Origin of the sequence: Rubritalea marina DSM 17716, assembly GCF_000378105.1 — a bacterium.
Taxonomy (GTDB): domain Bacteria; phylum Verrucomicrobiota; class Verrucomicrobiia; order Verrucomicrobiales; family Akkermansiaceae; genus Rubritalea; species Rubritalea marina.
In genome coordinates this window covers 1-22,511 of the sequence record NZ_KB899264.1, presented here as the reverse complement: position 1 = coordinate 22,511, position 22,511 = coordinate 1, and the positions used below count along the sequence as shown (strand labels likewise).

Annotated in this window: 14 protein-coding genes; 3 read left to right on the top strand and 11 right to left on the bottom strand. The window is 55.0% G+C overall.

The features are described from left to right. Position 1: 1 nt before the first annotated feature. The 11 genes from F454_RS0112110 to F454_RS0112060 form a co-directional block, all read right to left on the bottom strand. Positions 2-6,655 carry a baseplate J/gp47 family protein gene (locus F454_RS0112110; protein ID WP_018970924.1) on the bottom strand — a complete coding sequence of 2,218 codons (6,654 nt, stop codon included), beginning with the start codon at positions 6,653-6,655 and terminating at the stop codon, positions 2-4. 32 nt (positions 6,656-6,687) lie between these two features. After that, positions 6,688-7,113: a GPW/gp25 family protein gene (locus tag F454_RS0112105; RefSeq protein WP_018970923.1), complete on the bottom strand. Its 426-nt coding sequence runs from the start codon at positions 7,111-7,113 to the stop codon at positions 6,688-6,690. Beyond that, positions 7,110-7,409 (bottom strand): PAAR domain-containing protein, encoded by a 300-nt coding sequence (locus F454_RS0112100; RefSeq protein ID WP_018970922.1) that lies wholly within the window; start codon positions 7,407-7,409, stop codon positions 7,110-7,112. Before F454_RS0112100 ends, F454_RS0112105 begins: the two co-directional genes overlap by 4 nt. 22 nt (positions 7,410-7,431) lie before the next feature. After that, the gene (gene vgrG, locus F454_RS0112095; RefSeq protein WP_018970921.1) at positions 7,432-9,228 is read right to left on the bottom strand and encodes a type VI secretion system tip protein VgrG; all 1,797 of its coding nucleotides are present in this window, start codon (positions 9,226-9,228) and stop codon (positions 7,432-7,434) included. Positions 9,229-9,230: 2 nt separating this feature from the next. Beyond that, positions 9,231-9,902 carry a CIS tube protein gene (locus F454_RS0112090; protein WP_018970920.1) on the bottom strand — a complete coding sequence of 224 codons (672 nt, stop codon included), beginning with the start codon at positions 9,900-9,902 and terminating at the stop codon, positions 9,231-9,233. A 5-nt stretch (positions 9,903-9,907) separates the two neighbouring features. Further along, complete coding sequence (locus tag F454_RS0112085) at positions 9,908-10,105, bottom strand: DUF5908 family protein (RefSeq protein ID WP_018970919.1); 198 nt, start codon at positions 10,103-10,105, stop codon at positions 9,908-9,910. A 27-nt stretch (positions 10,106-10,132) separates the two neighbouring features. Beyond that, positions 10,133-10,594, bottom strand: a complete 462-nt coding sequence (locus F454_RS0112080) for a phage tail protein (RefSeq protein WP_026292882.1) — start codon at positions 10,592-10,594, stop codon at positions 10,133-10,135. 11 nt (positions 10,595-10,605) lie between these two features. Next, on the bottom strand, positions 10,606-11,070 hold the full coding sequence (locus tag F454_RS0112075; RefSeq protein ID WP_018970917.1) for a phage tail protein: 465 nt from the start codon (positions 11,068-11,070) through the stop codon (positions 10,606-10,608). A 49-nt stretch (positions 11,071-11,119) separates the two neighbouring features. After that, positions 11,120-13,255 (bottom strand): phage tail sheath family protein, encoded by a 2,136-nt coding sequence (locus tag F454_RS15935; RefSeq protein ID WP_156817270.1) that lies wholly within the window; start codon positions 13,253-13,255, stop codon positions 11,120-11,122. A 135-nt stretch (positions 13,256-13,390) separates the two neighbouring features. Next, the gene (locus tag F454_RS0112065; RefSeq protein WP_018970915.1) at positions 13,391-14,239 is read right to left on the bottom strand and encodes a hypothetical protein; all 849 of its coding nucleotides are present in this window, start codon (positions 14,237-14,239) and stop codon (positions 13,391-13,393) included. 36 nt (positions 14,240-14,275) lie between these two features. Further along, entirely contained in the window at positions 14,276-16,789 is a 2,514-nt protein-coding gene (locus F454_RS0112060) for a hypothetical protein (protein ID WP_018970914.1), read from the bottom strand. A 242-nt stretch (positions 16,790-17,031) separates the two neighbouring features. Here F454_RS0112060 and F454_RS15930 point away from each other — a divergent pair, with 242 nt between their 5' ends. From F454_RS15930 to F454_RS0112045, 3 genes are read left to right on the top strand one after another with little or no spacing between them, the layout of a single operon-like run. Next, entirely contained in the window at positions 17,032-20,748 is a 3,717-nt protein-coding gene (locus tag F454_RS15930; protein ID WP_018970913.1) for a pentapeptide repeat-containing protein, read from the top strand. Further along, a complete protein-coding gene (locus F454_RS0112050) occupies positions 20,745-21,329 on the top strand; it encodes a Pvc16 family protein (protein WP_018970912.1) in 585 nt (194 codons plus the stop codon). Before F454_RS15930 ends, F454_RS0112050 begins: the two co-directional genes overlap by 4 nt. A gap of 9 nt (positions 21,330-21,338) precedes the next feature. Beyond that, positions 21,339-22,385, top strand: a complete 1,047-nt coding sequence (locus F454_RS0112045; RefSeq protein WP_018970911.1) for a hypothetical protein — start codon at positions 21,339-21,341, stop codon at positions 22,383-22,385. Positions 22,386-22,511 lie beyond the last annotated feature (126 nt).

Here is a 22,511-nt window from a genome sequence, read left to right as displayed (position 1 = left end):
GTTATGAGGAGGCTCCAATGAAGATGGTGTTGCCCGCCGGAGGAGCGGTGGTGGCAGGAGAGGGCGTGCTAACGGTCTTACTAGAAGTTGAACTGCTAGTTTTCGTTAGTGGTTTGCTAGGGCCTGTGGCAATGCTGAGCTGGTGTTGCTCCACCGAGCTAATGAGGCCCCAGGTATTGGCGGGTAGGATCGCCTCGCTCCCTTGCACTTCTAACGGCTGGGCATCGTCGCCCGCGGCGCTGCTCGCAATGCTGAGGCTGATGGATTGCACCGATTGGATGTAGTCTTGCGCTTGGATTTTCTGCAACAAGGTGTCGCGCGTGGTGTTGGTTTCAAAAGGATTGATAGTCGAACCACTCTGGCTCCACGGGGCGATGGCATCGACCAACATTTGGTTGAGTAGCTTCAGGTAATGGCTTGGGTCGTAGCCTGGAGTGAAGCTCAATGCCGCCTCCACCATGAGGAATTGGTACTCGGGATTACAAACGGTGAGATCAAGGAAAGAATCGCAGCGTGCCGCTAGGAATGCTTTGGTTTCGATGATGCTAGCGTGCTCTGCTAGTGGAAAAAGTGGTGCTTGCTGGGCACTGATTTCTGGGAAGATCACGACAGTGGTGGCTCCTGGGTGGGTGCTGCTCCCTGTTGCTGCTGGCTTGGTGTTGTTGAGGCAGAGGGCCGCGCGTAGCTTCGGGAATTGCTGCAGTGCGAGGTGTTCGAAGTCCCAGCGGGTGATGCCGCGGTCTTTGTGGCGTAGGCGCTCGGCCACGCGTGCGTGAAACTGGGGCTGAGTCTCTGCCGGAACGCCGCCGCTGGATGCGAGTGGCTGGACCGTCTTGGTAACTCCTGGGATCGGCGCGGCTGGCTTGGAAATGGTGCCGGCAGGCAAAGGAGCATTGAAGTGGGTGTCGAGGTCTGCACCGCTGCTGTATACCACCGCCGTTGCTTGACTCAACACATTGAGGGTCTGACAAGCTGCGCTCGCATATTCGGCCACGCTCAGACGTAGCCAAGTGAGGCTTGGCGTATTCTCAAACAAGCTCGTGCTGCTCGCCGGTTTTGACAGCAAGGTCGCGGAGAGGACGCCCGATTTGATCAATCCAGCGGTGCCATCCTGCCATTGAGTCTGTGGCAGTGTCTCCCATCCATTCGAGGTGAGGGAGGCTAGCTCCGGGCTCGCAGCCGGTAACTTGCGGTTACCAGTGGCCTCATCCAGTTCGAAGAGCAAGGTGATGGTCTGTGGTGCTTCAACATTTTCCAATCCGATGAAGAGGTAGGCTTGGTCGTCAAAACGAGCCAACAAGGGGGTAGTCTCCACGTTGCTGTTAGTGCTTGCTAGAGGCGCGCTGCAACCAAATGGCTGAAGCTGGTAGAATGTTATGTTAGAATCTGATGGGGTCGCTACCTTGAGCGCTTCATGGCTGCCGTAGTTGCTCACGATCGACTTAACTTTCGGCACCCACGGCAATGGTGGGGGCTTCAGTGGCTTGAAGACCTTGTTGGTGTCGATGGCTGGAGGCTTCGGCGCGTTCGGCTGATGAGGAGTGCCAGGGTGTGATGACGGCGGTGGGTCTTCTGTGAGGTGGTGGAGTTCTTTACCCGCGAAGTCGCCCAAGATTTTCACGAGTGCTCCCTCTGGGCTGAGGGCTGTGGCTTTTTCGGCGATGCCGATGCCATCGATTGCGGCACCGACCAAGCCGTGTTCGAGGCCTTTGGCAATGCTGTGTAGAAGCGACGGGCCTTTCGGTGGCGGTGGGGGCTTGGGTTTGTCTTTCTTTGCCTTATCGCTCTCAGCCTTCTTGTCGGCAGCGTCCTCTTTCTTCCACTGGGCGGCTTGTTGCTCGAGCTCATATTGCCAGATTTCAATGAGCGCTTTTTGGTTGTCGGGCTTCAATGCGCGGAAGGCGACAAGGTCGACCATGCGGGTCATGTTAGCGCCATTGATAGCGGCTAAAACCTCTGGATAGAGGCTGGAACCGAAGGCGTATTCGGGCTGCTGCAAGGTGAAGCGCAGGAAGCCACTTTGGCTCGCATCGCTCCATGTTGTTTTGCTAGAAAAACTGCTCGGAGCCTCGGTGTTCGTCGTTTGGCCAAGTCCCTTCGGGTCGATGATGAGCAAGGTGCTTGGCAACAAAGGCCCCACGTCTAGCGGCGACATCTGCGGTAAGCCTGGAAGCTGGGGCATCGGGAGGTATTGCCACGAGGAAAATGCTGCTGCGTTGAACTTCATCGAAGCAGGCGGCTTCACCAAGGAGGGACGCTTTGGTTCGAAATTCGTGTGGCTCTGATAGAGAGTGCTGTTGGTGAAAGGCAGCTGGAGCCACTCGAACATGTCGCTGGTGTTTGCCTTGCTCATCGCGCTCTCGGAGTCCTTGTCGGTGATCTGAACTGGGACGGAACTTAGGGGACTCCATGTCCCTTGATTGAGGATGTCGAGCGACCACTTGAAGCTGGCATTGGTGTAGCATGTGCCACTCGGGCCGAAGCGGTTGTAGAGATCATAGGGCTCGGCGAAGCCAACTGCAGCTTTTGGTATGTTGTACCATTCAATCTCCTGGCTGAGGTAATCGAGTTTCTTGCTGAAGGCCTCGTTGTTGCCGAGATAGAACTCCGCCTCTTGGATCGCTTGTTCGCCGAAGGGGGCGAAAGGCTTCTTCGGGTTGAGTGCTGAGATTTGGTTTTGCGCGGTGAAGTTGCGCGTGCCGACGGTGTCGCCTAGTAGCTCGATCTCCGTTAGTTCGAGTGGGGCCAGTAGCGGGTAGGGGTTGAGTGCCAGGGTGTCCTTTGTAGCCTCGCTGAGGTGCATCGATTGTTGGATCGTGAACTTGAGGGCGGGGTCAGTGGTGCCTAGGTTGCCACCGCAGCTCTTCTGACTCCACGCCGCTGGAGCCGCTGCTAGAGCATCGAGACTGAGGTCGTAGAGCAGGCCGCTCTTTGTTGGGCTCAGGTCGCTGGCGCTCTTCTCTGGCAGCTGGTAGGTCCAGCCGATTTGGCAGGTACTTGGAGTCTTCCAGCCTTTGGCGCTGCTGTATTCCACCTGAAAGGCCGACTGCAGAATCGTGTTGAGGGTGCTCCAGTCGATTTCTGTTGGGAAAATAGGAGGAGCCTGTGGTGGTGGTGGTGGTGGGCTTGGATGATCTGCCGCGCTTGTCGTGGCAGTGGATGCTACTGAAGCGTCTGCGTTGTTCGTCTGAGCTGTGGCTGCCGAGTTGTCTCCAGTTTTTGTGTTAGCATCTGTTGGAGTCGTTACTTCTCCATCTTTTGCCCAGTAGCGAAGGCGCTTGTTGAGGTCGAGCAAGGCGGTGACCATGGGCTCACTCGGTGCTGGCGGAGCCGCGGTGCCTGCGCCCCCATCCGAACTAGTTGGAGTTGCGGCGTCAGGACTCGGCTGATGATGCTGCATCTTGCCCAGGCCAGGTAGGTCGCCGAGCGCTTGTTGTCCGAGGGCTTTCAACAAGGAGGCATTCTTGAGTGCCTGCTCGATGCGGTCTTGTTGGTTTTTGAGTTTGTCAGCACTGGCGTCGATCAATGAGCTGAGCTGCTTGGTCTGCAGCACGTGGCTTTGATCGATGGTGCTGATTCGTTGCTGCAGGCCGTCGATCTTATCATTCAAAGAGCCAATCTTTTGTTGCTGGCTTTTCGATGCAAAGGGTTCGACGACACCGAGGACCTTGTTGGTCATGCCGAGGATCGTCGAGCATTGCTTGTTGAGGTTCTGCGGCGTGACGTGCGATTCGAGGTGCTTGAGCAGGGGCTTGCTGACGTCGCTTTTTAGGTCGCCAAAGAGTTCATTGACGTGGCTCCATCCTTTGTGGGCCAGTGCTAGGGTGTTGATGGTGTCGTCGAGCGCCTTGCTGTGCTTTGGGATCAGGTGCTCTAACTCATGCACACCCGCGCTGACTGCCCCCCCTAGCTTGGATTCAACCACGCCTTCGGCTTTTTTCTCTACCGATTGAGCGAGTGACGAGTCCGTGAGCTCGTGGATTTCTGACTCTGCCTTCTTAGCGATGGCCGAGTCGCCGACGTGTGTTACATCGGCCTCTAACTTACCAAAGAGCCCTTTGGGTTTTTCCTCTTTCGGCGCTGCTGCAGGTTTTCCCGCGGCGTCAGATCCGGGTGCCTTGGCGCTGGCTGGATGTTCTTGTTGGAGTTGCTGAAGGAAGGGAACCATCTCTGAGAGCAATTGCCACTTCTGTTGGGTGAAGGTGCTAGGTGTGACTGCTAGAGCGTGAGTGGAAGCATCGATGAGCTTGGTCTCAAGCTCTTGGATCTGCCTGCGCATTTGTACCAACCATTGTTGGCTGAAGATCGAATGGGTGACCGCCTTGGTGCGATCCAGCGCCTCCATCAATTGGAGCTCAAGGTCTTTTACTTGCTCGGTGTGGGATTCATCGCCGAGCTTTTGCAGCTCCTGTTTGATCTCCTCATTGATGCTCGCTTGCGCTTTTTTCGGGGTCTGTTTTTTCCCGAGTTTTTTGAAGTAGTCGGTGATCTTGGAGGCAGAGGCAAGGTCTTTGCTGAGTGATTCACCGGTCGTTTCTTCCGCGATTTGGTTGAGGCTGTCGCTGACTCCTGTGAGTTTGTTGGCAAGCTCTGCGTGGCCGGTCATGTCTGCGAGGGACTTGAGCTTGCCCAGTGCATCGGCCTTCGGGCTGAGTGCTTTGCCTAGTGTTTTTTGAAGGTCCTTGATGAAGCTTGAATGGAGGATGTCATGCTTCGGGTGGACGTGATGGGTGACATTGGCTGCGTGGTGGTTGTTGAGGAGGTGGTACTTGATCTGGAAGATCACGCACTCGATGCAGGCGTCTAACCAATCATCGAGTGGCAGTGGGTCGCGCCCGCTGATACTGGAAATCGTCCGCACACATTCTTGATAGGCTGCATTGAAGGTCGTCTCTAGAGTATCAAATTCTTGTTCTAGCTGTGAGAATTTGAGGGCCTTAGCATGAGCCTCTTTTTTCTGCGCATTTTCTTTGCTGCTAGGTTGTTTTGCTGGCTTGGGTTGCGGCTTGTGATGGTGGTGGAACAAGCTCCCTAGCTTGCTGAGGAATCCATGCTTGGGTTTCTTCTCTGGGGCTGGGGCGGGCGCTTCAACGAAGGGGTTGAGGTTAGGGTTGAAGGGGGCTGCAGGCTGTGGATCCGGGTTGTCTGAGCTAGGCGGTTTTGGAGCAGCGGCAGGGTTGGCCTTGGGATCGATTTGTTCGAGCAATTCCTGCCGCAGTTCCATCGCCTGCTGGTATTTATCTTTCCAAGTATTGAGCTGCGCCTGTTGCGTGGAGCTCAGAGCCGGCGCTTTGAGCTTCGGAAGCTGCAGCGACTTGATGGCGGTGGCGAGGGCGGAGATGTCCTCGTCCTTGGTGAAGACTGAGCATCGGACGCGGCGCTGACCATCAGAGAGATACAGGTCGGGGGAGGCGATGGCAAAGCCGAGCTGTGCTGGGTTGTCGACCACGTTGTTTGGTGCCTGCTGGGAGGTGAGGCCAAAGGTCGGCCAAGAGGCTGGCTTTTGGGTGATCTTTGCGCCGAGCCCATCTGCCGAGTTCGCCATCGGATTGGCAGTCACCGTTCCCCGTACCGCCTGCCTTAAAGAGTTATTCTTGGTGCCGTTGTAAACGGTCTGGAAGGCCTTGGGTTGGACCTGATTGAGCGAGAGGTCTTTTTCGGTATTGTAGAGGATCGGAGCTCCCGCGCTGCTAGTGCCTGCTAGGAAGGAAGTGCCCGCAGGGATGAAGGGGCTGGTTCCTTTAGCAATTTGGAAGGAAAGGAAGGTGCTATCCGGAGTGTGGCTCAGCGGCGCTTGTTGCAGTACCTTGTTGAGGTAGAAGTCTAGCTGGCGAGCCGAGAGTTGGTTGAGTTGCTCCCTAGCAGGTCCCATTAATTGATAGAACCCGAGAAGCAAAGCGACCTGCGGGCTATGGTTCGGCGTACTGAGCGTGTCTTGTAGGAACTTTGGTGTGGCAGTCAGCACCTGGGTGATCGTGGTCAGCAGGGAGTGGAGTAATTGCTCGTAGTAGATCCAGAAGCTCTCGATGTTCGCTGCTTGGCCATTGCCGGGCGAGCTTATTTCTTGAGCCTGCGGGTTCACCAAGGGCTGAAAGAGAATGATGACGTTCTGCGTGATCTGCGAGATGTCCTTGCCGGCCAGTTTGTTGGGCAAGGTGTCGAGGCTACTGCAGAGGACATCGTAGCTGCTGAGAAAGGATTGGAAGCCGCCGTGGAGGTTACTCCGAGTGCGCTCGATGAAGAAGTCATTGAGGCCCGAGTCCGCATTGTTCGCCGTGGAAAGCCGATCGTACCACTGGCCGAGAGTCTGCGCCTCGGTGAGGAGCAGCTCATAGAATTCTACGAGCAATTGTTCCTGTTCTGGGTAGCGCGTGGTAGCTAGAAAGCGCTTCTTTAGTGCACGCATCGCCTTGCGCACCGGGGCGACTTGATAGCGTCCGATGTCTGCGAGGACAAAGCTCACATCTGAGCGGAAGAAGGGCTGCCAGTTGCCCTCGGTGTTGCCCTGAGCATTCCAGTATTTGAGGACCTTGGCGAAGTCCTGCACGAAGTTGAGAAACTGTGCTTCAGAGCTGTCGACCACGCTCGGAACCACCGCCATATCTTGCGCAGATAGGCGAGCTGATTGAGTGGTTCCGGTTGGGCGTTGCTGCATCGTGGTGGCGGGGAGTCATCGTGGGTTAGACGCTAGGACTTGGCTGGGATGAGCGTTCCTTCAGCCGCGTAGAATGGGAATACCATGTTGCGGCGGTTGTTGGTTTTCTCCTCGATCCAGTCGATACGGATGCTGACCTTGCCATTGATGCTGTCGCTAGTGTCTATCACTAGCTTCTGCAGAATGATGCGCGGTTCGTAGAGTACGATGGCGCGTTCGATTTGGTTCTTCAGAGTCGCAGCAGTGGAAGCGCTGACGGGGCGGTAGATCAGTGAAGAAAGGTCGCAGCCGTATTCCTGCACGAGCAGGCGTTCGCCGCGTTGGGTGCCAAAGAGCACATTCAAACTTTGGGCGATGTTGTCCGCGCCAGTGACCATCACCGCGGATTGTTCGTGCTGGTTGAAGCGCGGCGGGAAGGCCCAACTGGAGCCTATGATTTTGTCTTCTGCTGCACTCATGCGCCGATCATCACGTTAGGGATTCCCACCACAATGGTGCCGCCGTGCTCGGTTTCGCTGCCAAGGAAAGCCGCTGGGCTACCGCCGATCATCACCGTGGCAGAGCCTGAAGCAATGCTGTCGGGCGGACCCACGCAGAGAGCCATGTCACCCACGCGCGCTGCCGGCATGCCACTGATCAATACTGTCGGTTCTCCAGGCCCGAGCACTGGCCCACCCACGTGCGGTATGGGGGGCAATCCTGGCGTCACTTGCGGACACACATGCATGCTGGTGATGGTTGCTGCTGGAGGCATTGTTGGGTTTTGTTAGTATTTGTTAGTTTATGTTGATCATGCCCCCTTGAAGAGTCAAGACGGCATCAGCGGAGACCTGTCCCTGCGGGGCGGAGGTCTTGAATGAAGCATCTCCTGTGAGGTTGAGATCGAGGCCCTTGATGGTCATCGCAGCATCGGCGCTGATCTGGGCTTCGCCTTCGTAGCTAGCGCTGAGGCTTGCGGCCTTGACCTTGAGTTCGCCGGTGGCATTGAGGGTGATGTCGCTGGCGCTTTTGATCTCGATACCACTCGAGCTCATGGTGATTTTGTTGTTGTTTTGATCCTCGATGGTAATCGACTGATCCTTATCGCTGAGGATGCATTGGTTGTTGCCGGGGGTCTTGATGGTGATGACCTTATTCTTGTCGTCCATCTCCATGGTCAGCTTCTCTTTGGTGACGATGGTTTTGATCGGATTGTCATCCGCAGGCTGGGTGGGTGGCGACATCTGGCTACTGTAGAGGCTGCCGAGAATCACTGGGAAGCGCGGGTCCTCATTGAGGAAGGCGACGATCACTTCATCCCCAATTTCAGGCATGAAGAAGAAGCCTGCGCCATTGGTGGCGTAGGGCTGCGTCCAGCGTGCCCAGAGCTCGCCCGACTCGGAGTCGGCAGTCATGCTTTGCACGGTGACTTGCACGCGGATCTGATTGTCGGGGTCCTGAGTGATGGCCTTGACTATGGCGTTTTGAAGCCCGCGGATGCCGGGCAAGAGGCCTGCGGCTGGGCGGTAGCTCGGCTCCATTTCTTCGGCGAACCAGCGTGGGTTGAGCCCAGTGGTGATCTGGGTCCACCAGTTGCCGTCCTCGATACGGTGCTCCACACCAGAGACAAAGGCGTCGCCATTGAAGCGATCGCCAAGGCCCTTGAGGGTGATGACGGTGTTGGCTTTGACATCGGAATTTCCAAAGGATTTGACCGTGCCGCGGATCTTTGAAAGGCGCGATTTGAGGAATTCGCCACTGGCCCAGTTCGTAAGCGATTGCGTCTCTAACCTCGAGGTGGTGACGAGGTTGACCTTCTTCGGGGAGAGGACTTCAGAGAGGGTGTCGCCGGTGATGTTGCCCTGGCTTGGCACGCTTGGCGAGGTGGCGTTGGCAGTCACCATTTGCTGCGAAGAGTAATCCCAACATTGTGCCGAAACAGATTCTAACTGATGTGCGGCACTCATGGTGCTTTCAATCGAAACGATGTCGTCGCCGTAGGTGAGGGTGAGCACGGAGCTGCCGGTCTCCGGCGCGGCGACGGTGACTTTGTCGTCGTCGGTCACGACCACCAAGCTATTGACCTCCGCGCGGGTGAGAAGGAAGTCCCAGTCGGTGCAGCAATACTGCACCAATTGCTCAAGCTCAGGGGTGGTGGATTTGACGGTGGCGCTGACTCCATTGCGCGAGGCTAGGGTGCTCATCACGTCGCTATCGCTTTGCTTGGTGAAGGCACCGCTCTTGCGTCCGAGCGTCATTTTGAGTGCTTCATTTCGGCATTCTACGACGAGCTCGGAGCCGCGATCTTGCATGGCTGAGATGGACTGCGCAGTGATCAGGCCCTTGAAAATCGTCTTGGTTTGGGTGCCGAAGCCGGCTTGGATTTCGATCTTGTTTCCCGGCACGAAGGTGCTGCCGCTGCTGACCTCGAAGGTGGCTTTGGCGGGTGAGCCATCGAGGATGACAATCCGTGCTCCGGCGATGCGGTTTAGACTCGATTGCACCTGGATCTCCTTCACCTGGATCGTGTCGGCAATGGCCGAGCCGCTCACCAAGATCTTGGTAGTAACAATTTCTTTGTTTTTGACGGTCATTGTTACTTGTTGACGAGTGGCGGGAAGACCAACTGCTGACCGACTTTGTTGCCGCGCAGGTGGTCGAGCTGATTGGCCGTGGCTACTTGGACGAAGTAGTTCTCACCGCCGTAGATTTGTTGGCAGAAATGTTGGATGCTTTGCTGCGCCTTCATGGTCTTGATGTGGGTCATGTCGGGCGACGACTTTTTTGCCTGCAGCAAGGACTCCTGGGTGGAGGAAGCGGTCTTGAAGGTGGCGTCTACCTCGGCGCGCACCGGGGTGCCATCGGGCTTGAAGATCTTGTAGTTCACCTTCATGTCGGCGAGCACGCCTTTGAAGGTGAAGTCCGACCACACCAGCTCTAGGGGTGGTGGGCTGTGGATGTTGCCCGAGTAGTCGGAAGTGACTTTGAGGAAAGCGTCAATTTGCTCGGGAACTGATTTGCCTTTGAGGCTGGCAGGTGGCGAGGGAATGATGCCGGTGCCATCGAAGAGTAGGGTGAGCTTGCAGTCTTCTGAAGGAATGCTCTGAAAGCGAGGCTCGGAGCCGGGGCTGCCCAGCGCCTGCTCTTCAGCGTACTGGATGCTTTGCTTGGTGTCGTAGTTAGCCGGATTCACCAAGACCTCAAACTTGCCGGTAGTGTCGGTGTAGTTGTAGTCCTTGTAGGCGGTGATGGTGAGTTGCTCTGGCATAGCGACTATCGCTCAAATCGATCCACGCTCATCTGGCCTTGGATCTTCTCTTTGGCTTGCTTGATCTCTTCCGCGCAAATGTTGCTGATTTGGCGTTTCATCTCCGGCGTGAGCTGCGAGGGGGGAGCCGCTGCAAAGCTGCTCGGTTGCTGAGCCTGGGTCACTTCTGCCCGGATGATCACTTCTCTAATTTCTACAGGCATGAATGAGTGGGAACTTGCTAGAAAGCCTTAGGTTTTAAATTTTGTGGTGAGCCTACTGAAAGCTAGCTCAAAGGTCTCGATGGCTACCTTGCCGCTCTCAGAATTGAGGTCGTCCACCTTCCAAGAAACCGGCCAAGCGTCGTAGGCGGTCCAAGTAATAATCGGATTCTGCTCTTCGTCTAGCAGAATTATTGTTACTGTGATCGGGGTGAACTCGAAGTTATAAATGGCTTGAGTGACCCAGTGCCTGAGTGAGGAGCCTTTCATGACTCCGCGGGTGAGTTTGAGGTTTTGGTAAGACGCTGGACTTGGTAGGTCGAAGAATGGTGTGGGGCCTCCCGACTTCACCTTTTCGGTACCTAACTTGGCTTCGAGTCCTGAGACTTGTTGGAAGCCACCCTCGGCGTTAATGTCCCCGCCATTGAACTTCACATCGAAGTGGAAGTTAACGGCGGGGTACAAAGCGCTACCTGAGGATGAACCTGACAAGGGGACTCGGCTTATGCGTTGTTTTGGTTCGCGATCTCCATGGTCTCGAAGGCCACGTCGAGCTGATCGATGGCGGCCGAGCTGTCATCGGATTTCATTCCCGTGCTGGTAATCTTGGTTGGCCAAGCATTGCGCAGGGTCCATGTCATGGTTGGTTTACCAGCTTCATTGAGGAGGCTGATGGTCACGGTGACACGGGCTACGGTGTTGAGTTTGATCTTGGAGAACCACTCCCAGAAGGTGTTGTCGCCAACGAACACGCCACGCTTCATGGTGACGTTGTTTACCTTACCCAAACCTGGCATTTTGATTGGGTAGAATACCGGACTGTTGCCGTGGCGGTATTCGATGATCTGAGCCTCGTTATCGAGACCACTGATCTCTGAGAAGTTGATCTCGGTAGAGCCCCACTTCACTTGGAAGTAGAACTGTGGCATTGGCCAAATCGCATTTTCTTTGCTGCCGTCTGTGGACATAATTGCTTAGTGTGAAATGTTATAGATTGTTAGTGAGTAGCCGAGCTTGTTAGCTCTTCGCCATTTCTTGTTCATAGGTGATGATGATGAACTCAGCTGGGTGGACGATGGCCACCTTGACTTCCACGCGCATGATGCCCTCGAGGATATCGACAGGAGTCATGGTGCTACCGAGGCCAACGGATACCGAGTAGGCGTCTGCAGGTGAGGCGCCTTGGAGGCAGCCTGCGCTCCAGAGGTTGTGGAGGAAGTTAGAGATCATGCCTTCAACGGTCTTCCATGTGGAGGCGTTGTTGAGGGCGAAGACGAACTGGAACGCGGCGTTGGCCACGGATTGTTCGATCATGATCATGGTGCGTCGGATCGATACGTAGCGCCAGTCGAGGCTATTGCCGTCGAGGGTGCGAGCACCCCAGATGATGGCAGGGCCGCGGCCGGTGAAGGCGCGGATGGCGTTGATTGATTTGCCGGCGATGACGTCGACGTTGAGACTAGCTTGCTCGTCGTTGTTGATAGAAACCGCTGGTTGGGTGACGGAGTTGATGTTGATGTTGGCTGGGGAAACCCAGACGCCTTCGCTATCATCCACCATGGTCATCACCCCTGCGAGCGCAGGGCCAGGAGGGAGCAAGGAAGCTTCCTTGGCAATGCCGGCCATGAGGTTCTTGTAGTCCGAATTCTGATTTTCGAACGAGGTGTTGTACTGTGTGAGCAAGGTGTTCGCGAGTGTGGTCACCTGGCTGATGGCATTGCTCATCGCGGCGAAGACCTTTTTAATCTGCGCATTGATGATGCCGTACTGGGTCGCCGGTGTGGTGGCTGTGGCAGGATACGGATTCGCGGTGGAGATCGTAGGAGCCTTGGAACCAGCTACAGTTGAGCACGCCTTTGGAAGGGTGCTGCTAGTGAGGATTCCGAGGCCCTTCTTGCCGCCGGTTGTCACGAAGTTTGAATCGAATGGAGCCAAGCCGTAGAGCAAGCCTGCGAGGTAGCCAGATGGCTTCATCATCGCATCAATGCCGCTGATGAGGTCCTGTGAGCTGATCTTCACGGATGGGTAAGGAAGAGACTTGTTCGCCCCAAGCTGGCTCAGGGTGAAGGCCATCGAGTAGATCACGTTGAGTTGCCATCTGAGGTTGCTGGCGAAGTCTGTTGGAGTCGGCGGGGTTGCTGCGCTGAAGGCCACATTCCAGTTAGGATACGGTCCCACACCAGGAGTTGCCTTAGATGGCACACTGCTCGGCGGGGTCGCATTGCCAAAGTTGTACGGCGCTGGGATGGTGAGCTGCTCCACATTCTTGAGGTCTTCGGTCATGGAGGCCAAGCTATTGAGGGCCTGGGCGCCAGGGAAGATGTCGGTGAGTGCGGTGGCGTCTGGGTTGCTCTTGCTTTGGTCGACGTTGGCGTAGGTCACCTGGCTGGCTTCTACGATGGTGGTGTCGAGGAATGGGTAGTAAGAGATTCCGTAGCTCATGTTGTTGTTGCCAATCATGTTACGGAAGTTGTCGATGACGCCGGCGTCCTCGTTGGTGAGGTTGCCGTCGTAGACATCGATGATGCCGACGCGGTCCTTGAGCTCGCCACACTGCATGAGTACTTGCTCCTGCACGGTGTAGTAGTCTGCTTGATCGAGGACCAGGGAGTCCGGGGTGAGGATCATGGTGGGCTTCGGGTCCTGGATGCGTGGCAGCATCGCAAGGCCATCGAGGAAGTGATCCTTGTCTGGAATGGTGGGACTCACCTCTGGCGGAGCTCCCGGAGTGAGGCTCGGCGCAGTGGAAAAGTAGGTGCCTACAGAGGCGATGTAGCACGGGCCGCCACCGTTTTGATAGAACAGCTGAAGACAGTGATAGAGGTAGAAGGTATTTCCTGGGCCGGCCTGACCTACCTTGTAATAATTGTCATTGATTTCGAAGTCGTAGCCGGCTGGCGCCACGCCTGGGCTCGGCGGAGTGAGCTTCTGGATCGGGTACTGGAATGGTGGTGGTCCACCGAAGTGTTGGTTGTACTCAGCCATGGACTGAATCAAGAGCGGCTCGGTGAGCGGCTTGCCATTTTTAGTGGCAAACTCGGTGTAGCCGATAAAGGCTGGGATTGCAGTCGGTACCTCTGCAACAGCGGGTGGGAAAGCACTTTTCTCAACCGTATAGACCCCAGGGGTCATAGGATTATTAGCATTCATCATAGAATTAACCTGAATCTGAGTTTGATCAATCAATGCGAGTTGGTGGGTGGGTTTGGTGTTCAACCTACCAAGGGAAATGACAGGCTCGCAGGAAGCTGGAGCCTGTCATCACTTGGCTCGTCATTGGTGGCTTGATTAGCCTGCGTAGGAGGCGCCTTGCTGCGCCGCGTTGTATTTGTTCTGCGCTTCATCCATGGCAATCTTCTTTTGGTCGACGAGGGTGTTGAGTGCTTTCACGCGCTCATTGATCATGTCGAGCTGGGCCTTGAGTTGAATCGCCTGGTGCTTGGCGAGAGAAGTCTCTTTGACGAGGCGATTGTGAAGGCTCTGAAGTTGCTTGGAGAATGAGCTGAAGCTACTGAGATACGAGGTGGTACGTGAGTAGATGCTCTGGTTGGAGATGTAGGCTTGGAAGGCTGCTTTGCAGGCGTCCTGACCAGCCGTGACGGCTGCTGCACCGGATGCTTGGGCTGTGCCGATGGCGCCCGTTACAGAATTGGTCCATGGTTGTGGTACGTTGGATGGTGGCGGTGTGTCGGAGTGCTTACTATCTTCGAACTTTTTGTTGTCGCCGTTGATCACGGTGTTCGAGGCATTGACGCGGCCAACCCCTTGGTGCACGAGGAAGCAAAGTGACTCATAAGCGTGGGTGGACATATCCTTAGCGTGTCCTACCATCTCTGCTACTGCAGCCTGTTGGCTTGAGAAGAAGGTGACCACTTTTTCTACATCTTTTTGTGCTTGTTTGGCATCTTTGAGGTTCGATTCAAGTCGCTCAAAGAGTGCTTCTGCGTTGGCGCTCTTGGTGGTGTAGTCTTTCTGCTGGGTCACATACTTGGAGAGGATCGTGTTCTGTGAGTTGTAGTTGTTGGTCGCAGTTTGTAGCTCTTGATGGAGCGTGTTGATGTACTGCTGCGCCTTGGTGCCTGCCATGTTGTCGTTGATGGCTGGTGTCTTGGAGCCTTTAGAAGCTGTTGCTGACATAATATCTTAAATTTTAGAGTTTTTTAGCGTGGGTGTTTAGCTCTTGGATGAGAGGGTTGCCATGGAATCCGCCTCGTAGGAGACATTGCCGTTTTCCATGATGGAGGTGAGGCCTGATAGGGCGCTGCTGTATGCAGTGCTTAGGGCTTCATCGATTAGGTAGGATTCCTTGGATGCGGTGTAGGTGCTGAGAGCATCGAAGTACTCGCCAGAGAGCTTGTCATAGGATGTCTGAGCGGTATCGAAGAGTTGCTTCGCGTTGGTGAGTAGGCTGTTGAGTGCCGCCTCAGCGCTGGAGCGATCCTGAAGGAATTCATCATTGAGGTTGCTGCTGAAGCCAGCGGCATCGGCCGCGAGGCGAACGGCGTCGTACTCAGCAGTGAGGATGAGTGCTTCTTTCTTGCCGCTACTACCGTAGATAGCGTTTGCCACGTCGTCGAGGCTGGCTGCCCAGTCTGCTTCGGTGCCCTTGGATTGATTGCCCTTGAAGTATAGGTCGAGCTGTTGCGTGCTGCGGCCGGAATCTTTATTCGTGGTGCTGGCGGCATCCGTGTAGCTCTGATCGAGAGCGTGTAGATCATCAGCGTAGTTCTTGAAGCTCACTGAGGCAGCAGTAATCGATTGAGCTGCTGCGATGGATTCTGTGCTATTGGTAGGCACATCCTCGTCGTAGTGCTTGTCGAGCTGTTCGAGTAAGGTGGAGGTGTAGTTGCTGATGCGGTTGATGAGCTGGTAATCGTAGGAGGTAGAGATCATCTGCCCCTGGATACCTTGCTCGGAAAGGCCGATGAATACCGAACTGACGGCTTTTTCGACAATCTTTTTAGTCTCATCGAGCAACGCTGTGGTGAGTGCCTTGGACACACCTTCGAGTTGCTTGGTGAGATTCGGGTCGGCAAGCACTTCAGCCACGTAGTTTTGCTGACCTTGCTTTTGATTCTCGATCACGCTCTGAGCAAGCTTCTGCAAGTTCGCAGTGCCGGCTACGGTGTTGATGCTGTGGCGGAGGCCAGTGCCGTCTGATGGCTTGGCTGCCTTGGTTTTCTTAGGGTCAGTTTTGCCCGCTTGGTTCGGGTGCTTCACCTTCTCAGCATCTTCCTTTGCCTCTTTCTTATTCGCCGCTGGGCTGGCGTCTTCGAGAGTGGTGGTGCTGGTGGTGAGCTCTGGGCTGTTGAGGAGCGCGTCCACGAGGTTGTCCTGGAAAGTCTCGTAGAAAGAGATCTTATCCGGGATAGGGAAGAGCTGCATGACCTCGTCGATAAGACCAGATTTGAGCATGTCTTCCTGTGCCTGAGTCACAACCTTATTGGTAGCGAGGGTGGTGACGGTGGTCTCTACCCACGTGGTGATTTCTGTCTCGTCGGTGATTGGCTCATTCGGATTGAGTGGGTTGCGAGGAAGTGTCTTGTAGGTGGTCTGAAGCGCGTTGAGGATCTTGTTGAGCTTTGCTTGCTTCGCAGCCTCTGAGGCGGCTGGGCTACCCACTAGGGCTGTTTCCACGATGGACCAGAAGTCGCCGTCCCATGATGGTTCACCCTTTGCTTGGGGGAATGCCTTGAGGAATGCGTTGTTGCTGGCTTTGGAGTAGTTGCTGAGTGCTTGGCTCACCACCTTGTAGTTGTTGTCCTGAGGTGCCGTCGTGGGGGCAGGACTCGGGAGCGCCTTGAGAGCCTTAGCCGCTGCTGCGGTGATGCGACCTTGGAAGTGCTTAAGCTCACTGGGTGATAGGGCTGCAAATGCTTCCTGTGCGTTGCTGTTCTGAATGATTTCCTTGATCAGAGCGTTGGTGCTCGCGGTGAGGGCGTTGTTGTCGAGTGACTTGGCATCGGAATTGGATGACCAAAGGTTCATTAGATACACCTCTGCTTGTCCAATGGCTGTCTCAAGATAGCCCGTGGTGGAGCCACCAGAGACTTCAAGAGCTGTGATGCTGCGCCAGTAGTCCGTTTCAGATTGTAGGTTGCTATACAGGGTGTTCGCGGTCATGCCGTTGATGCGCGCGATCATCATGTTGGCAAGGTTTGTCTGCACGTCCTCTGGGATCGTGCCGGAGAGAGAAATGATGGTGTCAGCCACCCACTGCATTGCTACGGTGTCATCCTTGAAGGTGAGTTTGCCACCTTGCACGAGCTTCTTGGATTGTGCTTGCTGCTGGAATGCTTCCTTGATCGCGATCTCTAGCTGCTGCTCGGCGATCGCCATCTCATCACTTTGCGCAGTCGGTGCGTTGAGCACGTCCTGGATGATCGGGGTGAATTCCTTTTTGTATGATGCGCGCTTCGGATTGGCTGTGCTGCCCTCCCATGTTGGTGCATTGAAGCGAGGGGATGGCCCTGCAAACTGGGTTGTAGCGTTGCTGAGGTTTGTTTCAGCATTCAAAAATGCAGTCAGAGCTGCATCTTCTGATGCGAGTTCTGCGTTCTGTTGTTTGCCTAGGTCGTCGAGCACTGTGAAGAGCTCGTTGGTGACTGGGAGCATCGCGGTGTTGCCCGCTGAAATCGCATCTTGATCGGATGGCTTGTCGCCAGAAGTCGTGGGTTTGTTGGACATGACTATGTACGTGGTTTTTTTAACTGGAAATAGAGGTTTGATGAAATTTGTTAGCTAACAAATAGCTAACGATCTAACCGTTAGTTCTAGATCTCTATCAGTCGTTTGAACTTCGTCAATGGTATTTGAAATTATTTTTTTGATGTTGTAGAATGTGGGTTTTGCAGTCTATCAATTCGATTGTTAGTTCGCGGTGTGTTCCAGTGTGTTACGGCTAACAGAATCTAACATATTGAATAATTATGGATCTTGATGCGCAATCTTGTGGCGGTAGTAATGGCTCCTTGATCGGGGTGAGGGTCGAGCACGTGGCTGACGAGTTGGGGGCTATCTTGGTGACCTTACCGCAGACTCCGTCATCGACAGATTCGAGTGGGTACGAGTCAGGGGAGTGGCGTTCATTACTGCGTTGTGTGTCGTCGGTGTGTGCCACTCACATGCGTGAGCATGCATCTTATGAGGAAAAGGTGCGCAAGGCGGCGGTGACGGCGAATGATTTGGACGGCTTTGTGGAGCTTGCTGCGAAGCGGTGTGGTTTGTTGGAGGGAGAGCCGGAAATGACTGAAGATCTGATAGTGGATTGGGGGCTTTCGACCTATCTCGAGTGGGCCGCAGGTGTGGCTATTTGCGCGTCGAGTGAGCACGTTTCGCTGCGCACGCAGTTACGAGGCAGGCTTGAGGATCTATTGTCTGAGGAGCGTGTGGTTCCCAAAGGGGGCGCCCCTGTGGATGGCAAAGCTTGGGATAGGGGCTGGCGTGATTACGTGGCCGTGGAGCAGCGTCGCTTTAGCGAGGTGCCACCGGCGCTCGACTATAGTTTAGAGCAGGTCTATATCGATCTGCGAGCGGTGTATCTAGCGGCCGATAATGAGCAGGGGGAGGGGGTTGCACCGGAGCGTGTGGGAGTGAAGCTCTGTGAACATATACGCGATTGGTTGCTCAGTGAGGAAGAGAAGCACCATAAGCTTGCGGTGATCGGTGCGCGCGGTATGGGGAAGTCTACGTTTAGTACCGTGTTCGTGGCCAAGCATGCGCTTGAGCTTCGGGAGCAAGGGTGTGTTGTGATCACACTTCCGGTGGATCAACTGCAGCTGAACCAATCCGTGGAAGATGCTCTAAGTGCCTACTGCCTGCGCCAGAGCAAATTTGGATTCAGTGCTGTGGATCCACAATTTCTCAAGCAATATCAGGTGCTGCTCTTGCTTGATGGCGTGCAGCATCTTGACGAAAGATCGAATGGCAGTGAGATGGAGGGCAGCACCTTTGTGCGTGAGACCTGCCTCATGGCGGATCGTCTCAATAGTCATATTGGGAGTACGAGGATGCACGTCGCCTTTGTGGGGATGCCGAGTATTGCGAAGCATCATGCCGAAACATTTCGAGGTAAGGCCCTATTGGAGATTTTACCATTCTCGCCTAGTGGGATGTGGAAGGCTTGGTGGCCGAAACAATCCGAGGGGGGCTTCATGGAGGTCGATCAAAATGAGCAATGGTGGGACAAGTGGCGCCGGCTCACGGGAGGGGCTCTGGAGGATCCGCGAAGCATGATTCAGGCAAAGGGTGCTGAGTCTCTCACTTGCCGCCCATTCTTCAATGATTTGATTGCCTATGCATACCAGGTGGCTGGCTTGGCTCAGGCTCAGGCGCATGACCTCAGTGCCTTGTATCAGCATGTTTCCAGTTTTTTAATGGGCAAGTTCGCCGGGCACCAAGCTGAGCGAGCGAAGGAGTATTTGCTGTGCTTAGAAGAGGTTGCGGTGTGGCGTTGGCACGGCACTACATGGGATTGTGATACTCAGACCTTACGTGATTTGCTCAATGATTCCGAATATCTCACAGAATTGCTAGGTGCCCAGGTTGATCTCAAATTGGCAGATTCGGTAGCTAAGATGGCGCGCACATTCTTCAAAGAGGATCAATTACTGGAGCTTTCTGGCGGGATTCAGAAATTTTTGTTTTGGGACTATTTGATCGCGGTCCGCATCCTCCGTGTGACTGCTGCGATTGTCAGTCGCGAGGCAGGGGTGGCCTTGGAAAAGAAGTTGCATGAATGGACGGCGCTCACAGCCTTTGCGCCCATTTCTGAAAGCACCTACTTCTTTATGTCGAGTCTCATGCGAGAGAAGTTAGAGGCGCTGGGTGAGCGTGAGCGCTGCCAGTGGCAATCAGTCTTTTCGGAGATGTTTGGGCATGCGGTGCAGCATGATGTGCCAATCCACAAGGTGATGAAGCATGCGGACTTTGGTGTGCTCCGAGCGGGGGCCTTCAATGCTGAAACTTCGATCGCGATCGTGCTCGGCCAAATAGCGCAGGTGACAGAGCGCGTTTCAGCTGTCGAGTGGAGCAAGCACAATCAGCAAGAGCTAGGCTCCTGGTTGATGCGGATGAATGGTCAGCGCGTGGACTATATTTCCTCGTCCATCTCCTATGGGGTCTCGCAGTTACTGCCTACTCCCATGTTGTTGCGTTCGCTGAATTATCTTAATTTTACCGGGCAGGCCTTGACGGTGCAAAATCTCTCTTCTGCGAATCTCAAGGGGGCTGTGCTCAGCCGTGTGCGGATGAGTCGCTCGAGTTTCCGCTACGCGGAGATGGCTCATGCACAAATGGATCATAGTGTGATGCGTCAGGTCACAATGGACCACGCTCATCTGAATCATGCCAGCTTTGATCATAGCGATCTTTCCGAAGCGCGCATGCAGAAATGTGCGATGCATGGTGCCAGCTTCATACGCGCGAAGCTCAACAATGTAGACCTCACGGACTCGCACGCTGGATCCTGTGTCTTTTCGTGGGCGGATCTCAGTAACGCCTTACTGGAGCGGACACGCCTCGATCAATCGCGTATGAATGGCGCCGTACTCAGCAACTGCAGTATTCAGAACTCATGGCTGTTGGATTGCTCGCTGGATGAGGTGGTGGCGAAACAGGTGAGCTTTCGACACTGTGAGCTCAGAGGCTCCAGCATGGTCAATGCGGTGATGAATCAGGCCTTCTTTTCGGATTCAGGCCTCGAACGCGTTGGGATGTTCCGGGCCGAGTGTGAAGGAGCGGAATTCCAGAAATGTCAGATGGCTGGAGTGAATCTAGAGAAAGCGAACTTGCGGGGCGCATCACTGCAAGCTTGTGCCATGGAGGGTGCTAGCCTCAATGGAGCTGACCTCAGCGAAGCCACAGTTTCTGCCTCCACGAACCTCAATGCAGCAAGCATGAATGAAGCGACTCTCTCCGGCACGCTCTTCCATAGGGTCGATCTCGAACGCGTCAGCTTCGAGCAGGCAAGAATCGATGCCAAGACCAAGTGGGTCGACTGTAACCTGCGCTCTGCGGACTTCAATGGAGTGCATTTAGATGGTGTCACCATGACGGGTAACACACTAGAGCGCTCAAACTTCATTGCAGCCAGTCTCATTCGCGCTGACCTTACTCAGGCGAAGCTCGGCCGAGCCTTGATGGATCGTTGTCAGGCTGAGGGGGCTATATTCAAGCAAGCTGACCTCAGTGCGGTCACGATGTTTCAGGCGGACCTACGTGACGCAGACCTCAGCGCTGCGACGCTTCATGGGGTGAATCTCCACGGCGCAACACTGGATGGAGCAAACTTGATCAAGGCCGACCTGCAAGGGGCTTCGCTCTTTGGCGCAAGCCTCGAGGGAGCAGATCTGCGTGGCGCTAACTTGGAGGGGGCAAACCTCTTCGGAGCCAATTTTGAGAAGGTGAAAATCGAGATGGATCAATTGAGTGATGAGCAACGTGGGCAGATACGTGGCACGCCAGAGTGGATCTTCAGGAACGATGCAATGAACGCAGTGTTCCGCAGGGACTCTGCTTCGCTGGACAGCTTAAAGATTGTAGAACAGAAGGAGGAAGTGGTCGTTGTGAATGGCGAGGTGGTTGAAGTGGTGGAGGAGGCCGAGGTGGTTTCTTCTGAGGTGAACCACGAGGAGGCTGGCCAATGATCGGAAACTTGTTAGCCTACGTGGCAGAGGATCTCAATCGCTACATCTGCCGCCAGCAAGGGCTTCAGGAAGATGAACGTAAGGTTCTGCTCTCCTACGTAGTCGATCAGGATGGCTCGATCGCCACCAACGAGCAAAATGTGGTGCTCGTCACTTTGGTGGACCTCGCCCTCGACCCCTTGGCCTATTCGCAGCGGATGCAGCCGATCCCCGGTGGTGGTGTCACTGAGGAAATCCAATACAATTCCCTACATGTGAATGTCATGGTTCTCTTCTCCGCCTACTTCAAAGGCGATCGAGCCAAAGACGCGCTCAATTACCTCACCCTCATCTTGCAGTTCTTTCAGTCGAAGTCCTCGTTCACTCGTGCCAACTCACCCGGCCTCCCAGATGGAATTGAACGCCTCGAGTTTAGCATGGAGCCACTGGACTTTCATGCGCAGAACCACATGTGGGGGATATTGGGAGCCAAGTACATGCCCTCGGTGGTCTACAAACTGCGCATGATTTCTTTCTTCGATGAGCAAGATCCTGAGTACGAAGGGCCAATCCGCACGATCTCTATCGACACCCAAACCTGACCTGCTCTCGTGATTTGTTCCTTTTCCATACGCCACCAAGTCAGCTTCCCGCATGCCTACTTTGACTCAGGCCTCGCTGAGGGGCTGGTGGTCGAGCCGGCCGCCTCTAGCGCCAGTTCCGTGCGTGGCGGATCTTTAGAGTTCAAAGCCCAGACTGGTGGCTTTTTGCTCATTGGTAAGGATGGCGATAGCTCCGAGTTGCCCACGCAAGGTTCGCGGGCCTTCACCATCCGCGCCGAGGGGCCATTCTTTGCCATGATCACCCAATTACCAGCTCCTAGCGAAGGCGTGCTCTATGCCAACAACCTGAGTGAAGACGGCTGGCAGACCCTGCCCTGCAAGCCCGCCGCATGGTCGTATTCGCTCGAGGCCGCGATCGCCGCTGCGCCCATCGGGCGCCGCAGTGCGCAAGATCGACTACAGGCTGGCGCCGCCGTGCTCTGCACCTACCGCGTGCTTCACGCCAATGGCGAGCTCGCGCTCGAAGCCGCCGAACTCCAGCTGCTGCGACAGATCGACCTCGACTTCCAAGGCCTCGGCGACGGCCAGTACAGCCTCGAGGTCTCCCTCGATGGGGGAGGCACCCTCGAGCCCTATCACTTCGTCTACTCCGCCGCCCTCGCCTGGAAGCCTGGCATCGGGCTCTATGAGTATTTTGAATCGCCGCCCAGTACAAAGGGTTCGGAATCCAAGGCTTCAACATTGTCCGTACCGGATCAGGCTTTGCCATTCAAGGCGATACAAAGCTATTGGCGCTACTTTCTTTTCAGTCAGAGAGCGCTTGAGCCAACACAATGCAAAATTCAGAATGGTGAGCTGAATGGCACGGAGGTGAAGTTTGGGTTCCCCAAGGCCACCATCGCACCCAATGGCCAACAAGCACTCTGCTTCACTTCCAGCAAGCCAATTCCTCTCAAACAAGCCCCATCTGGTGCTGTGAAGCTCGAGCTATTGGGGCAGTACTGGGGCGTTCTTCCTTATCCCAATCCTGGCCATAGCTACGAAAAAAAATTAGGTAAGCTGCGGCCAGTCTCAGACGTCTCGATCCGAGTCTAAGCGCACTTTATGAAATAACTCAGGTGGACTAAAAACATTGTGAGCTGGCTTTTTTGCCGTCATAGCAAGTTACTTCAAAACGATTCATAGAGAGGGAGTGGAGTCGTTAGGTGTGGGTTTGTATAG